Source organism: Microbacterium resistens NBRC 103078 (genome assembly GCF_001552355.1).
GTDB lineage: Bacteria > Actinomycetota > Actinomycetes > Actinomycetales > Microbacteriaceae > Microbacterium > Microbacterium resistens.
This window is the reverse complement of sequence record NZ_BCRA01000015.1, coordinates 1-14,118: the sequence shown is the minus strand read 5'-3', so window position 1 is coordinate 14,118 and position 14,118 is coordinate 1. Positions and strand designations below refer to the sequence as shown.

General features: G+C 71.3%; 17 protein-coding genes. 4 read left to right on the top strand and 13 right to left on the bottom strand.

Annotated features, from left to right (window positions below; translation table 11 throughout):
* Positions 1-35 precede the first annotated feature (35 nt).
* From dprA to MR1_RS03030, 8 genes are all read right to left on the bottom strand, one after another.
* Positions 36-1,250 (bottom strand): DNA-processing protein DprA, encoded by a 1,215-nt coding sequence (gene dprA / locus MR1_RS03065; RefSeq protein WP_255218078.1) that lies wholly within the window; start codon positions 1,248-1,250, stop codon positions 36-38.
* The gene (locus tag MR1_RS03060; RefSeq protein ID WP_067243218.1) at positions 1,247-2,815 is read right to left on the bottom strand and encodes a YifB family Mg chelatase-like AAA ATPase; all 1,569 of its coding nucleotides are present in this window, start codon (positions 2,813-2,815) and stop codon (positions 1,247-1,249) included. Before MR1_RS03060 ends, dprA begins: the two co-directional genes overlap by 4 nt.
* The gene (locus tag MR1_RS03055) at positions 2,812-3,174 is read right to left on the bottom strand and encodes a YraN family protein (RefSeq protein WP_067243217.1); all 363 of its coding nucleotides are present in this window, start codon (positions 3,172-3,174) and stop codon (positions 2,812-2,814) included. Before MR1_RS03055 ends, MR1_RS03060 begins: the two co-directional genes overlap by 4 nt.
* 612 nt (positions 3,175-3,786) lie before the next feature.
* Complete coding sequence (locus tag MR1_RS03050; protein ID WP_067243216.1) at positions 3,787-4,113, bottom strand: DUF2469 family protein; 327 nt, start codon at positions 4,111-4,113, stop codon at positions 3,787-3,789.
* A 53-nt stretch (positions 4,114-4,166) separates the two neighbouring features.
* A complete protein-coding gene (locus MR1_RS03045; protein ID WP_067243215.1) occupies positions 4,167-4,826 on the bottom strand; it encodes a ribonuclease HII in 660 nt (219 codons plus the stop codon).
* On the bottom strand, positions 4,823-5,593 hold the full coding sequence (gene lepB, locus MR1_RS03040) for a signal peptidase I (RefSeq protein ID WP_067243214.1): 771 nt from the start codon (positions 5,591-5,593) through the stop codon (positions 4,823-4,825). Before lepB ends, MR1_RS03045 begins: the two co-directional genes overlap by 4 nt.
* A gap of 120 nt (positions 5,594-5,713) precedes the next feature.
* A complete protein-coding gene (gene rplS / locus MR1_RS03035; RefSeq protein ID WP_067243213.1) occupies positions 5,714-6,061 on the bottom strand; it encodes a 50S ribosomal protein L19 in 348 nt (115 codons plus the stop codon).
* Between the two features lie 187 nt (positions 6,062-6,248).
* Positions 6,249-6,767, bottom strand: coding sequence for an MFS transporter permease (locus tag MR1_RS03030; protein WP_067243212.1), 519 nt, complete (start codon positions 6,765-6,767; stop codon positions 6,249-6,251).
* Positions 6,768-6,877: 110 nt separating this feature from the next.
* Here MR1_RS03030 and map point away from each other — a divergent pair, with 110 nt between their 5' ends.
* Both map and MR1_RS03020 read left to right on the top strand, forming a co-directional pair.
* On the top strand, positions 6,878-7,660 hold the full coding sequence (map, locus tag MR1_RS03025) for a type I methionyl aminopeptidase (protein WP_067243211.1): 783 nt from the start codon (positions 6,878-6,880) through the stop codon (positions 7,658-7,660).
* Between the two features lie 59 nt (positions 7,661-7,719).
* A complete protein-coding gene (locus MR1_RS03020) occupies positions 7,720-8,313 on the top strand; it encodes a histidine phosphatase family protein (RefSeq protein ID WP_255218077.1) in 594 nt (197 codons plus the stop codon).
* A gap of 5 nt (positions 8,314-8,318) precedes the next feature.
* On the opposite strand, the gene trmD is transcribed toward MR1_RS03020, so the two are convergent.
* The 4 genes from trmD to rpsP are packed head-to-tail and all read right to left on the bottom strand — an operon-like array spanning position 8,319 to position 10,288.
* A complete protein-coding gene (gene trmD, locus MR1_RS03015) occupies positions 8,319-9,014 on the bottom strand; it encodes a tRNA (guanosine(37)-N1)-methyltransferase TrmD (protein WP_067243210.1) in 696 nt (231 codons plus the stop codon).
* Positions 9,004-9,618 (bottom strand): ribosome maturation factor RimM, encoded by a 615-nt coding sequence (gene rimM / locus MR1_RS03010; RefSeq protein ID WP_067243209.1) that lies wholly within the window; start codon positions 9,616-9,618, stop codon positions 9,004-9,006. Before rimM ends, trmD begins: the two co-directional genes overlap by 11 nt.
* 1 nt (position 9,619) lies before the next feature.
* Positions 9,620-9,850: an RNA-binding protein gene (locus tag MR1_RS03005; protein ID WP_067243208.1), complete on the bottom strand. Its 231-nt coding sequence runs from the start codon at positions 9,848-9,850 to the stop codon at positions 9,620-9,622.
* Between the two features lie 6 nt (positions 9,851-9,856).
* Entirely contained in the window at positions 9,857-10,288 is a 432-nt protein-coding gene (gene rpsP / locus MR1_RS03000; protein ID WP_067243207.1) for a 30S ribosomal protein S16, read from the bottom strand.
* 240 nt (positions 10,289-10,528) lie between these two features.
* On the opposite strand from rpsP, the gene MR1_RS02995 reads away from it, so the two are divergent.
* On the top strand, positions 10,529-11,659 hold the full coding sequence (locus MR1_RS02995) for a glutamate--cysteine ligase (protein WP_067243206.1): 1,131 nt from the start codon (positions 10,529-10,531) through the stop codon (positions 11,657-11,659).
* Between the two features lie 9 nt (positions 11,660-11,668).
* Here the strand turns inward: MR1_RS02995 and MR1_RS02990 are convergent, their stop codons facing one another.
* Positions 11,669-12,649 carry a sugar-binding transcriptional regulator gene (locus tag MR1_RS02990; RefSeq protein WP_067243205.1) on the bottom strand — a complete coding sequence of 327 codons (981 nt, stop codon included), beginning with the start codon at positions 12,647-12,649 and terminating at the stop codon, positions 11,669-11,671.
* 119 nt (positions 12,650-12,768) lie between these two features.
* Here MR1_RS02990 and MR1_RS02985 point away from each other — a divergent pair.
* The coding region (locus MR1_RS02985) for a glycerol-3-phosphate dehydrogenase/oxidase (protein ID WP_067243204.1) at positions 12,769-14,118 on the top strand (1,350 nt) is incomplete at its 3' end.

The window sequence follows — 14,118 nt, the reverse complement described above, 5'->3', positions numbered from 1 at the left end:
GCGGCCCCGGCCGTTCGCAACGAGGAGCCTCGCCGTCAGACCGGCAGCCGACGCCACCCGCCGGGTGTGCGTACGACCGCCCCGTCCAGTTCCAGGATCCCGAGCAGCGCCGTGACCCGCTCCAGTGAGAGTCCGGCCGCACGGGCCAGCTCATCGACCGCGCGTCCGTGCCGCGTGCTCAGCGCGTCGGCGATCCGGATCATGTCCGGGTCCTCCGCGGGGATGCTCGGGGGCGCGGACGGGGCGGCCCCGAGCAGCTCCCGGACCTCGTCGGCGGTCGTGACGCACTGCGCCGCATATTCGCGGAGCAGGCGATGGCACCCGGCCGATGTCGCCGACGTGATCGGTCCGGGAACCGCGCCGAGCGGGCGTCCGAGCGACGCGGCGTGACCCGCGGTGTTCAGCGAGCCGCTGCGCCGCCCCGCCTCCACGACCACGGTGGCCGCGGCGACGGCCGCGATCAGGCGATTGCGGGCGAGGAAGCGCCATCGCGTGGGCGCCGTCCCGCACGGGACCTCGCTCACGACGGCTCCCGAGCCGGCGACGCGAACGAGGAGCCCCGCGTGTCCGCTCGGGTAGGCCCGGTCCACTCCGCCCGCGAGGATCGCCAGCGTCCGGCCGTCCGTTCCCAGAGCGACCCGGTGCGCCACCCCGTCGATCCCGTAGGCGCCGCCGGAGACGATGGAGGTCCCGTCGGCGGCGAGCGGGCCGACGATCTCGGCGGCCGCGTGCTCGCCATACGCCGTCGATGCCCGCGCCCCCACCACGGCGACGCCGAGCTCGCCGAGCGCCGACGGGTCGCCGCGGACCCAGAGAGCATGCGGCGCGTGCGGTCCGAGATCGGCGATCCGCCCGGGCCAGTCCGGATCGTCCGGGAGCAGCAGCGACGCCCGCACCCGGGACGCGCCGGCGAGCGCCGCGAGGACCGCCTCTCGCCGGAGGCGTGGCGCCCACCGGCGCCCCGCCTCCTGAAGGGCACGGCGGGCCGGGCGCCCGGAGTCCTTCTCCCCCGCGGAGGACGCGGCCGCGCCGAAGACCTCCTCCAACGCGTCCCGGGCGCCGAGCGCAGCGACGAGGGCACCGGAGACGCCGTCGCCCGGCTCGGCGATGACGCTCCACACGACGCCCGCGCGGGCCTCGTCGGTCGAGCCCGCCGCGCGGACCTCGCCGAGCCTTCTGCCGATCTCGGGGTCGTCCATGATCGCCATGAGCTCCGCTGCCGGATCCACCCCGCGGTCGTGCTCGGTCACGCCGCCAGCCCCTTCTTCAGGAACAGCGCCCGGCCGACGTGCTCCAGCCGCGGTGCGGCCGCACCGTCGAGGTCCGCGACGGACCATGCCAGTCGCAGGACGCGATCGTAGCCGCGCAGGGTGATCGCGCCCCGACGCAGCGCCCGGTCGAGGGGCTCGCGCACCGGCGTCGGAAGCCGGTAGGCGCCACGTCGGAGCCACGCCCCGGGAACATGTGCGTTCACCCGCCACGGCGTGCCCCGCCAGCGTCGCGCCGCCCTCTCGCGCGCCTCCCGGACCCGATCGCGTGCCTGCGCCGTGGAGACGGTGCCACGCGTCCCGGCCGTGGCGAGGTCCGCGGAGACCCGGGCCACCTGGATCTCGATGTCGAGGCGGTCGCGCAGCGGACCCGACAGTCGCGACGCGTAGCGCCGGACGGCCGCGGGCGGGCAGACACACTCTTCCCCGGTCACACCGTAGACCCCGCACGGGCACGGATTGGTCGCCAGGACGAGCTGGAAGCGGGCCGGGAAAGAGGCGGTGAACTCGGACCGATGGATCTCGATCCGCCCCGATTCCAGCGGCTGCCGCAGCGCGTCGAGGACGGCACGCGGCGCCTCCGACGCCTCGTCGACGAACAGCAGTCCGCCGTGCGCGCGGACGATGGCGCCCGGCCGGACCTGGCGGGACCCGCCTCCCACCAGCGCGGCGAGGGAGGCGCTGTGGTGAGGCGCGACGAACGGTGGCCGACGATCGAGATCCACGACCGCCTCACCCGCCAGGGAGCGGACGCACGCGACGTCCAGAGCCAGGTCGTCGTCGAGGTCCGGCAGGATGCCGGGGAGCCGTCGCGCGAGCATCGTCTTCCCCGCGCCCGGCGGGCCGCTCAGGAGCACGTGGTGACCGCCGGCCGCGGCCACGGTCAGCGCGGACACGGCCTCGTCCTGGCCGATGACCTCGTCGAGATCCGGCTCCCGCTCCGTCGTCGTCGAGCTCTCCGCACGGGGGAGTCGCTCCGGTGCTGCAGGAGGATCCAGCTCGGCGCCGTGGAGCACCGCGGCATGGGCGAGCGTCGCGACGGCATGCACGTCCAGCCCGGGGACGAGCCGCGCCTCCGCCTCGTTCGCCCTCGGAACGATCGCTCGGGCGATCCCGGCCCGGACGGCGGCGTGAAGCGCGGGGAGCACGCCCGCCACGGGCCGAAGCCGGCCGTCCAGCCCGAGCTCCCCGATGTGCACGGTGCGAGCCAGCGACGCGATGTCCAGTCTGCCCTCGGTGCCGAGGGCGGCGAGCGCGATCGCCAGGTCGAACCCCGAGCCGTGCTTCGGCAGGCTCGCCGGCGACAGGTTCACCGTGAGCTTGCGCCGCGGAAGCTCCACGCCGCTGTTCTTGCAGGCGTTGTGGACGCGACGCACGGCCTCGCTCAGCGCCCGGTCGCCGAGACCGATCAGATGGAACTCCGGCGTCTGCTGCGAGAGGTCGGCCTCGACCTCGACGAGATGGCCGGTGATGCCGGTCAGAGCGACCGCCCAGGTGCGGGAGGTCCGCGACCCCGAGGTCCCCTCCTCCAGGAGCTCCGCCGTCATCGCAGGTCCGTCAGGTGCTCGAGGATGCCGCAGGAGGGTTCCGATCCGACGATCCCGATGGCCTCCAGCCGCAGCGGCCGGCCGCGCGCCGACAACGGGTGCTCCCGCACCCACGCATGCGCCAGGCGCCACATCCGTCGCCGCTTGCGCTCGTCGATCGCTTCGAACGGGTGCCCGAACAGAAGACTGCGCCGCGTCTTCACCTCGACGAACACGAGGACGTCGCGCCACTCGGCCACGATGTCCAGCTCGCCGAGCTCGCACCGCCAGTTGCGCGCGAGGATCCGGTATCCGAGATCCGTCAGATAGAGGGCCGCCCGGTCTTCGCCGGCTCGCCCGAGGTCGTCTTTCGCTGCCATGCCGACAGCCTCGTGCGCTCAACCGCCGCGTCCGGTGCGGGCCGCGGGATCCGCGGAGAACAACGCGTCGTCGCCGGGTGTGGAGGACGAGGCTCGCCGACCCCGCGAGAACACGTGCCCTCCGCCGAAACACGGGTCCTCCGCCCGGGGCGTGATCCTCCGCAGGTGCGCGTGACCTCCGCGGAACAGAATCCGTCCCGGAGGACAACACCCCTTCGCGCGGACGAATGCCGGTCAACCCGCCGCCGACGCGCGCGATCTCCGCACGAGCGCGCGACCTCCGCACGAGCGCGTGACCTCCGCACGAGCGCGCGACCTCCGCGGAACAGAATCCGTCCCGGAGGAGAACACCCCTTCGCGCGGACGAATGCCGGTCAACGCTCCGCCGACGCGCGCGACCTCCGCCGATGCGCGGGATCTCCGCAGGAACGCATGGCCTCCGTATGAGCGCGCGACCTCCGTAGGAACGCGTGACCTCCGCGGAACGGAAGCCGTTCCGGAGGACGACACTCCTCCGCGCGGACGAATGCCCGTCAACCCTCCGTAGAAACGCGCGATCTCCGCACGAGATTGCGACGAGCGACGGCGGGTCGGCCGTCGCTCAGAGCTGTGTCACTCGCCGTCGAGCGAGAGCTCCTGCGGAAGCTCGAACTCCCGCCGGGACAGCTCCTCGATGTTGACGTCCTTGAACGTGAGCACACGCACGGCCTTCACGAAGCGGTCCGCCCGGTAGATGTCCCAGACCCAGACGTCGGTCATGGACACCTCGAAGTAGAAGTCGTGCTCGGTGTCCCGGCGGACGACGTTGACGTCGTTCGCGAGATAGAAGCGGCGCTCGGTCTCGATCACGTAGGCGAACTGCGAGACCACGTCGCGGTACTCGCGATACAGGGCGAGCTCGAGCTCACGGTCGTAGTCGTCGAAGGCGTCCTCATCCATATCCGTCCATCCTAGGCCGTGCGGGCCGCTGCCGACGCCCCGTCGCCGACGGGTCAGAAGAGCGTGGGGGCCTCCGCGATCGCCCACGACGACCGGTGCAGCGGGCTCAGCCCGAGCCGGCGGATCGCGTCACGGTGCTCCGGGCTCGCATAGCCCTTGTTCCGCTCCCACTGGTAGTCGGGGTGGGTCTCGTGGAGGTCTACCATGAGGGCGTCGCGGGCGACCTTCGCGATGACCGACGCGGCGGACACGGAGGCGCAGTCGCGGTCGCCCTTCACGACCGTGCGCACGGTGACGGAGGACGGGTGGACCGCGGACAGGTAGTCGTGGTTCCCGTCGAGGATGACGAGCGCCGTGGCCGGATCCACGGCGTCGGCGCACGCGGCGATCAGCGCTCGCGAGGCGGCGAGCCCGAGCGCGCGCATGATCCCGACCTCGTCGATCTCCGCGTTGTCCGCCCAGCCGACGGCGCTGGACAGCACCCACCCCTGGGCACGGGCGGCGACGTCGGCACGACGGGCGGACGGCACGAGCTTGGAGTCGCGCAGCCCCTCGGGCACGCGTCGCCGGGCACCCGAGGCGTCGATGATCGCGGCGCCGACCGCGACCGGGCCGGCCAGAGCGCCTCGGCCGACCTCGTCGAGGGCGATGATGTGCTGGTGCTCGCGCAGCAGGCGGCGCTCCAGCGTCAGCCGAGGCGCGACGACGGTCACCGCGCGTCCTCCTCGCGCTCCCGCTCCTCGACGCCGTTGAACACGGCGTAGTGGCCGTCGATGAGCCCGAACCGGTCGAAGGGCCAGCTGATGAGGAACGCGCGTCCGACGACGTTGTCGAGCGGGACGAAGCCGTTCCCGGGCTGGTCCTGGTTGTACCGGGAGTCCTGGGATCGGTCGCGGTTGTCGCCAAGCACCCACACCGATCCGGCGGGGACGGTGACGTCGAACGGGATCTCCGACGCGAGCGTGTCCCCCGGGGGGAGCTTGAGGTACGACGATTCGTCGATCGGAGAGCCGTTGACCGTGATCTGGCCGAGCGAATTGCAGCACTGCACCCGGTCGCCCGGGAGTCCGATCACCCGCTTCACGAGGTGGTCGTCCGAGTCCGGCGCCGCGATGCCGACGATCGTCAGGAGCCACTCCCCCGCCTCCAGCAGGGGCGATCGCGGAGGCTGCGGCTCACTCGGCGGCAGCCACCCGCCGGGGTCCTTGAAGACGACGACGTCACCGCGGTGATACGGGTTCCAGCGGGGCGTGATCTCGTCGACGAGGATCCGGTCCTTGACCAGGAGCGTGTCCTCCATGGAGCTGGAGGGGATGAAGAAGCTGCGCACGATGAAGCTCTTCACCAGGAAGGAGACGAGCACGGCGACGAGCACGATGACGAGCACGTCCCTCAGGAACACGAGCCAGCCGCGACGGCGCGACGGGGCACGGCGGTCGCGGCGCAGCGCAGCCGGAGCGGAGGCGGTCTCGTCTGTCATCGGCTTCCTTCACGAGGGGAACGGCCGCCTCGTGACGGCCTCTCTAGCGTCGCACACGTCGGGGAGAACAGAGCACCCCGGGACACCGTGTCCCGGGGTGCTCTGTGATGGATCGGCGCGTCAGTTCTCGCGCTTCTCCTTGATCTTCGCCTTCTTGCCGCGGAGGTTGCGCAGGTAGTAGAGCTTCGCGCGACGCACGTCACCGCGGGTGACGACCTCGATGTGGTCGATCACCGGGGAGTGCACCGGGAAGACGCGCTCGACGCCGACCTGGAAGCTGATCTTGCGGACCGTGAAGGTCTCGCGCACGCCGTCGCCCTGGCGGCCGATGACGACGCCCTGGAAGACCTGGATGCGGGAGCGGTTGCCCTCGGTGATGTTCACGTGCACCTTCACGGTGTCGCCGGGGCCGAAGGCGGGGATGTCGGAGCGGAGCGAAGCCGCGTCGACGGCGTCGAGGATCTGCATGATCGTCTCTCTCTGCACTCGCCTCAGGTCGCGTGCACTCGGAAGGAAGGAAGGATGGTGTGTGTCGAACGGCGCGCAGGGCGTCCGCAGGCTCCCCTGAGGCAGAGCCGGGTCACGGCACAAGGATTCATTCTGTCATGGATCTCGCACCGTTCCAAAACGCGGACGGCGCCGCGCAGGGTGCGCGTCAGTGCCCGCCGGCGTCGCCGGGGCGTCCTGCCTCCGCGATCACGATGACCTCGCCGCGCGGCGTCCCCCGGACCGGCCCGCTGCGGTCGTCACCGCCGATTGTGGTCGCCCAGATCGTCTCGGACTGGGCGACGACGCGGCGCCCGCCCCGCGCCTCGCTCCACAGCTGCCAGAGCGACGACCAGAACAGGGCGAGGAACGCCGCGATCGCGCCGGTGAGGAGCCAGGCGAAGGCCCCCTCCGGGAAGCAGCCCACCGCGACCGTGAGGCCGTGCCACACCGTGAAGCCCAGCACGTCCCACCACGACACCGCTCGCTCGGCCCGGACCGAGGGACGCGCGCGCACGAGCAGCAGGAGCACGAGCTGCCCCACCAGCACCGACGGCACGGCGATGAAGAGGACCCAGAGGAACGCCCATCCGCCCGCCTGGAACACGCCCCAGCCCACGAGGAGCCATACCGGCAGCACGGCCGCCGCCAGCGGGAGCCATCGGAAGAACACGCGCCGCAACCACATACCGAGATCGTACGTCGCTCCCGTCCGGCGGGCGCCGATCTTCCGCGATCATGAGCGAAGTCGCAGGCACGGATGCGGGAGAATGGAGGGCGACGAGAGGAACACCCCCGATGATCGAACTGCGCACGCCCACCGAGATCGACGAGATGCGCGCCGCCGGGCGCTTCGTGGCCGAGACGCTGGCGACCCTGCGCGACGAGACGAAGGTCGGGACCAACCTGCTCGCGATCGACCGCCGCGCGCACGACCTCATCCGCAAGGCCGGCGCGGAGTCGTGCTACATCGACTACCACCCCTCGTTCGGCGCGAGCCCGTTCGGCAAGGTGATCTGCACATCCGTGAACGATGCCGTCCTGCACGGCCTCCCCCACGACTACGCGTTGCGCGACGGCGACCTCGTCTCGCTCGACTTCGCCGTGTCGGTGGACGGGTGGGTGGCGGACTCCGCCGTCTCGTTCGTCGTCGGCACGCCCCGCGACGAGGATCTCCGCCTGATCGACACGACCGAGCGCGCGCTGGATGCGGCCATCGCTGCGGCGACCGTCGGCAATCGCATCGGCGACATCTCCGCCGCGATCGCCGCCGTCGCACGCGGCGAGGGCTACTCGATCAACACGGACTTCGGCGGCCACGGCGTCGGCCGGATCATGCACGGCGACCCGCACGTGCCCAACGACGGCCGCGCCGGACGGGGCTTCCCGCTGCGCGCAGGCCTCGTCATGGCGCTCGAGCCCTGGTTCCTCGCCACGACGGACGAGCTGATCACCGACCCGGACGGCTGGACGCTGCGCAGCGCCGACGGCTCGCGGGGCGCGCACTCCGAGCACACCATCGCGGTCACGGAGGACGGCCCGATCATCCTCACCGACCGTTCCTTCCTCGGCGTCGACTGACCGCACTCAGGCGGGCGGCGACGCTTCCCCGCCGCGGCCTCGGCTGTCATCCTGGGTCCATGATCCCGCAGGACCGCCCCGTGCCGCATCGGCTCTTCCTCGCGCGCCACGGCCAGACGACCTGGAACCGGGAGGGACGCCTGCAGGGACAGCTCGACTCGCCGTTGACCTCGGACGGCGTCGTCCATGCCCGGGAGATCGCACGCCGAGTGCGCGGTCGCGGCATCCGGACCATCTGTTCGAGTCCGCTCGGCCGGGCGGTGCGCACCGCCGAGATCATCGCCGAGATCCTGGAGGCCGAGGTGGTCCTCGTCCCCGGTCTCGCGGAGATCCATCATGGAACCCTGGCAGGACGGACCTGGGCCGAGATCGAGGCGGAGCTCCCGGGCACTCGCGCAGAGCGTGCGGACAACCGCTACGGATGGGCCTTCCCCGGGGGCGAGAGCTACGCCCAGGCCCGCGGTCGGGTCCGGCAGGCGCTCGAGCACTGCACGGAGGTCGCCGACGGCGTTCCGCTGCTCATCTCCCACGAGATGATCGGACGGATGCTCCGCGGCGAGATGCGGGGGCTGAGCCCGCACGCCTCGTTGGACCTCCGGCATCCCCACGGGGTGGTCTTCGAGCTCACGCACGAGGCGGAGCGGGTGCTCTGACGCGCTCAGCCGTCGAGCAGGTCGGGCCTGCGGGCGGCGGTCCGTTCCACCTGCTGCTCGCGGCGCCAGCGCGCGATCCGGCCGTGATCGCCGCTGAGCAGGATCTCCGGCACCGCACGGTCGCGCCAGACGGACGGCTTCGTGTAGGACGGGTACTCGAGAAGGCCGTCCTCGTGCGACTCCTCGACCAGGCTGTCCGGGTTGCCGACCACGCCGGGAATGAGCCGGCCGATGGCCTCGACCATCGCCATGGTGGCCACTTCCCCGCCGTTGAGGACGTAGTCGCCGAGGCTCAGCAGCCGCACGTCGCCGAGCTCGGCCGCATAGTCGAACACGCGCTCGTCGATGCCCTCGTACCGGCCGCATCCGAAGACGATATGATCGTGTTCCGCGAGCGTGCGGGCGGTCGCCTGGGTGAAGACCTCCCCCGCCGGGGAAGGGAACACGATGGTGGGACGCGCGGCGGCGCCGTCGGCCGCGACCAGTGCGTCCAGCGCCTCGCCCCAGGGCTCGGGCTTCATGACCATGCCCGCGCCGCCGCCGTAGGGGGTGTCGTCCACGGTCCGGTGGCGATCGTGCGTCCACTCGCGCAGGTCGTGCACGCGAAGATCGATGAGGCCGCTCTCCTGCGCCCTGCCGAGCAGTGACAGGGTCAGGCCGTCGAAGTACGACGGGAAGATCGAGACGACGTCAATCCGCACCGGGCGCGTCCTGCTCGTCCGCGGGCGCCGCCGCCTCGTCGGCCAGCTCCTCGAACAGTCCCGGCGGAGGCGTCACCACCAGGCGTCCGGCGGCGATGTCGACCGTCGGGACGATCGCGGAGACGAACGGCACCATGACCTCCGCCGCATCTCCGGAGACGCCGGCCCGGCGGACGATGAGCAGATCCTGTGCCGGAAGGTGATCGACGCGGATCACGCGCCCGACGACGACGTCGTCGCGCACGACCTCCAGCCCGACGAGCTGATGGTCGTACCAGGCGTCCTCCTCGGGCGCCTCGGTCTCGTCCTGGTCCATCCAGAGGATCGCCCGGACCAGGCTCTCCGCCGCGGTCCGGTCCTCGACGTCCTCGAAGAAGACGACGGAGCTGCCGTTCATCACGCGATAGTCGCGCACCGTGAGCGACTTCCCGTGCCAGGGAGACGCCTCGGGGACCTGCAGCGTGAACGACGCCCCGGGCACGAACCGCCCCGCTGGATCATCGGTGTAGAGCTCCAGCTTGAGCGCGCCCTTCAGCCCGTGCGCCTTGACGAGCCGGCCCACGCGCAGCTGGTTCCGTCCTCCTGCGCGCCCGTTCGCGGGCACGTCAGTCGTCCGCGACGTCGACACGGACGCGCCGCCCGTCCGCGAGCGCGGAGACGAGCGTGCGCAGAGCCTTGGCGGTGCGGCCGCCGCGCCCGATCACGCGCCCACGGTCGTCCGGGTGCACACGCACCTCGAGCAGTTCGCCTCGCGGCGACGTGGATGCGGTGATGCGCACATCCTCCGGGTGATCGACGATCCCCGTGACGATGTGTTCGAGCGCGGCGGCGAGCACGGCGGATTACTCGGCGTCGGTCGCGGCCTCGGCCGCGTCCTCGACCGGCGCCTCGGCGGGAGCCTCCTCAGCGGGAGTCTCCTTCTTCTCCGCCTTGGGCTTGATGACCGACTTCTTGGCGGCGTCGGCCTCGAAGGCCGGCTTCGCCTCGGCGACCTTGAGCGTGGACTTCGCGTCCTTCTCGCCCTTGAAGGTGCCCCAGTCGCCCGTGATCTTGAGGATGGCGGTGACCTGCTCGGTGGGCTGGGCGCCCACGGACAGCCAGTACTGCGCGCGCTCCGAGTCGACCTCGATGAACGAGGGCTCCTCGGTCGGGTGGTACTTGCCGATCTCCTCGATCACACGACCGTCGCGCTTGGTGCGCGAGTCGGCCACGACGATGCGGTAGTAGGGCGCACGGACCTTGCCGAGGCGCTTGAGACGAATCTTGACAGCCACGATTCTCCTGAATGGTGTGGAAGGAACGAACTGGTCACCTGGAGCGTGGGGTGCACACCCGGTGGAAGCTCTTCGGGTGGATGGCGCGCTGGATAGAGGGTCGAGCGGGCCGTCCGACCCTCTATTCTGCCAGATCGCCCGCCCCGCCGCGAACCGCGTCACGGCGCGCCACGGCCGCGTTCGTGACGCCGCGCGTCAGGGACACGGGGAACGGGCGGCGCCGCGTGCCAGACTGTGCGGGTGACGATCCGCTTCGCCGAATCCGCGCGCTCGACGGTCGGCGTCGAGTGGGAGCTGATGCTCGCCGATCCCCTCTCCGGGGATCTCGTCGGGCGCGCCCCCGAACTGCTGGCCGCGCTGGAGGACGACAGCGCGGCGGAGCGCCACACCGTCACCGGCGAGCTGCTCACCAACACGATCGAGGTCACCAGCGGCGTGGGCGCCACCGTCGCGCACGCGATCGACGACGTCCGCCGGGCGATCCAGGCCGTCCGCGCGGCGACGGATCCCGCCGGCATCGCGCTGCTGTCGGCGGGCAGCCATCCCTTCGCGCAGTGGTACGACCAGCGGGTCAGCGACAAGACCCGCTACCACACCCTCATCGATCGCACCCAGTGGTGGGGGCGGAACATGATGATCTGGGGGATCCACGTCCATGTCGGGATCGAGGACCGAGACAAGGTGCTCCCGATCATCGGCGCGCTGACCGCCTATCTCCCGCATCTGCAGGCCCTCGCCGCCTCGAGCCCGTTCTGGGCGGGCGAGCGCACGGGATACGCGTCCAACCGCGCGCTCGTGTTCCAGCAGCTGCCGACCGCGGGATTGCCGTGGCCGCTGACCACCTGGGCCGAGTTCGAGGCCTACCTGGAGGACATGCGCAGGACGGGGGTGATGGCCGATGCCACCGAGGTGCGCTGGGACATCCGGCCCGCACCCCGCTGGGGCACGATCGAGGTGCGCGCCTGCGACGGCCTGTCGACGCTGCCCGAGCTCGCCGCCGTCGCGGCGCTCGTCCAGACACTCGTCGAGAAGTTCTCCCGCGAGCTCGACGAGGGCCGGATCCTCCCGACCATGCCGCCGTGGTTCCACCGCGAGAACAAGTGGCGCGCGGCGCGCTACGGACTCGACGCCGAGGTCATCGTGGACTCCTCGGGATCGCAGCGGCCGGTCCGCGAGCACCTCGCCGAGACGCTCGAGCTCCTGGCCCCGGTCGCGCTGGACCTGCAGTGCCCCGCCGAACTCACCCGGGTGGCGGGGATCCTCGACACCGGGGCGAGCTACGCCCGCCAGCTCGCGGTCGCGGACGCGCAGGGCGACCTGCGGGCCGTCGTCGCGCATCTCATGGAGGAGTTCCGTGCAGGGCTCGACTGAGCCCGCCGCTCAGCGCTCGCCCGACTCCGCCAGCCGGCGCGCCAGCCCCTCGTCGAGCACCACGTCGGTGACGAGCCCGGCGGAGATCGCCGCCTGGAGGCTCGGGAGCTTCTGGAGCCCGGCGACGACGCAGAGACGCCGCGGCACACGACGCAACCGGTCGAGCGTCGGCCCGGTGGCCCTCGCGTTGAGACGGATGTCCTGCCAGGTGCCGTCCGCACGGAAGAAGACCGTCGCGACGTCTCCAATGGCACGATCCTCGCGCAGGCTCCGGTAGTCGTCACGGCTGAGGTAGCCGCCGACGTACACGCGGCTGGGCACCTCGGCCGTCGGCGAGCCCAGGCTGAACACCGCGATGTCCATCTTCGCCTGAAGGTCCAGCACGCGCCGCGTGCTGCGCTCGCGCCACATCGCCTCCCGCGTGAGGGGGTCGTCGAAGAAGGCCGGCACGGGGAACAGCTGCACCTGTGCGCCGAAGGCCCGACCGAACCGCTGCAGGATGTCGCTCGAATACTCCAGACCGCTCGTCTGCGTGTTGCCCGCACCGTTGAGCTGGACGACGGTGGTGCCATGGGTCTCCTGCTGGCCGAGCTCGCGGCTGACCGCGCTGATCGTCGACCCCCACGCGACCCCGACGACCATGTTCGAGTCCACGAAGGACGTCAGCAGCCGGCCCGCGGTGAGCGCCACGCGCTCGAGACGCTCCACCTCGGTCACGCTCTCCGACATCGGCACGACATGTGCGGAGACGCGCAGACGCTGATGGATGCTCTCCTCGAGCATGCCGGCGCGCTCGAACGGCGAGTTGATCCGGATGTCCACCAGCCCGACCTGACGGGCGAAGCTCAGCAGGCGCGAAACCGACGAGCGCGAGGTGCCCAGCTCCTCGGCGATGACCTCCATGGTCTTGTCCTGCATGTAGTAGAGCTGCGCGGCGGTGAGCGCGGCTTCGAGCTTCGCATCGCGCGTCCGTGCATCCTGAGAGCCCATGTCCGACCCCCTTTCCCCCCGATCCTTGCACATTCGTGCACGGAGGTTGCGCAAAGTGCCGAAGGAGTCGATGCTGTGAGCAAGCTCGACGTGATGAGCAGGCAGGAAAGGGGACGACGATGACCGAGCAGCTCTCGTCCGCGCAGGAGCGCACCGATGTCCGACGGGTCCGGGAGGCCGGCCGCACGACCGTTCTGGTGATCGGCGGCGGGATCAACGGCATCTCGACCTTCCGTGAACTGGCTCTGCAGGGCGTCGACGTCGTGCTGGCCGAGCGCGGGGACTTCGCCTCCGGAGCGTCGGCCGCCTCCAGCCACATGGTCCACGGCGGCATCCGCTACCTCGAGAACGGCGAGTTCCGCCTGGTCAACGAATCGGTGCACGAGCGCAACGGACTGCTGAAGATCGCGCCGCACTACGTCAAGCCCCTCCAGACCACGATCCCGATCTACTCGACATTCTCCGGGATCCTGTCGGCGCCGCTGCGCTTCCTCACGCACAAGTCCGGCAAGCCGAAGGAGCGCGGCGCCTTCCTCATCAAGATGGGGCTGATGATCTACGACACCTTCTCGCGCGACGGCGGGACGGTGCCGAGGCACCGCTTCCACGGGCGCAAGAAGTCGCTCGAAGCGCTGCCGATGCTCGATCCGAAGATCAAGTACACCGCCACCTACTACGACGCGTCCATGCACGACCCGGAGCGGCTCGCGCTCGACGTCCTCCAGGATGGCCGGGCCGCGCACCCCGGTGCGGTCGCGCTGAACTACGTCGAGGCCGTGGGGCGCGACGGTGACCGGATCCTCCTGCGCGATCTGGAGACGGGGACCGAGTTCGGCGTGGCGGCGGACGTCGTCGTGAACACCTCTGGCCCCTGGACGGACCTCACCAACGAGGCCCTCGGCACGCAGACGCGGTTCATGGGCGGGACCAAGGGCTCGCACATCGTGCTGGACCACCCGGAGCTGCTCGCGGCAACGGGCGGCCGCGAGATCTTCTTCGAGCACTCCGACGGCCGCATCGTGCTGATCTACCCCCTCAAGGGCCGCGTGCTCGTCGGGACCACCGACATCGACGCCGACCCCCGCGAGATCGCCCTGTGCACGGAGGAGGAGGTCGACTACTTCTTCGACCTGATCCACCACGTCTTCCCGTCGATCTCCGTCGACCGGGGCCAGATCGTCTACCGCTTCTCCGGGATCCGCCCGCTGCCCCGCCACGAGGACACCGCACCCGGATTCGTGTCGCGCGACTACCGCGTCGAGGTCAACCGCGAGGGCGCCGTGCCGCTGGTGTCGCTCGTCGGCGGCAAGTGGACCACCTTCCGCGCCCTGGGCGAGTCCCTGTCCGACACCGTCCTGGGTCTGATCGACCGCACCCGCACCGTCTCCACGGCCGGGCGCGCGATCGGCGGCGGACGCGACTACCCCGCCGACGACGCGCGCGACGCCTGGCTCGCGCGGAGCCTCCCC

Coding starts and splice junctions, on each gene's coding strand:
- MR1_RS03060 (WP_067243218.1), bottom strand. CDS start 2,815: ATGACGGCGGAGCTCCTGGAGGAGGGGACCTCGGGGTCGCGGACCTCC.
- MR1_RS03055 (WP_067243217.1), bottom strand. CDS start 3,174: ATGGCAGCGAAAGACGACCTCGGGCGAGCCGGCGAAGACCGGGCGGCC.
- MR1_RS03050 (WP_067243216.1), bottom strand. CDS start 4,113: ATGGATGAGGACGCCTTCGACGACTACGACCGTGAGCTCGAGCTCGCC.
- lepB (WP_067243214.1), bottom strand. CDS start 5,593: ATGACAGACGAGACCGCCTCCGCTCCGGCTGCGCTGCGCCGCGACCGC.
- rplS (WP_067243213.1), bottom strand. CDS start 6,061: ATGCAGATCCTCGACGCCGTCGACGCGGCTTCGCTCCGCTCCGACATC.
- MR1_RS03030 (WP_067243212.1), bottom strand. CDS start 6,767: ATGTGGTTGCGGCGCGTGTTCTTCCGATGGCTCCCGCTGGCGGCGGCC.
- map (WP_067243211.1), top strand. CDS start 6,878: ATGATCGAACTGCGCACGCCCACCGAGATCGACGAGATGCGCGCCGCC.
- MR1_RS03020 (WP_255218077.1), top strand. CDS start 7,720: ATGATCCCGCAGGACCGCCCCGTGCCGCATCGGCTCTTCCTCGCGCGC.
- MR1_RS02990 (WP_067243205.1), bottom strand. CDS start 12,649: ATGGGCTCTCAGGATGCACGGACGCGCGATGCGAAGCTCGAAGCCGCG.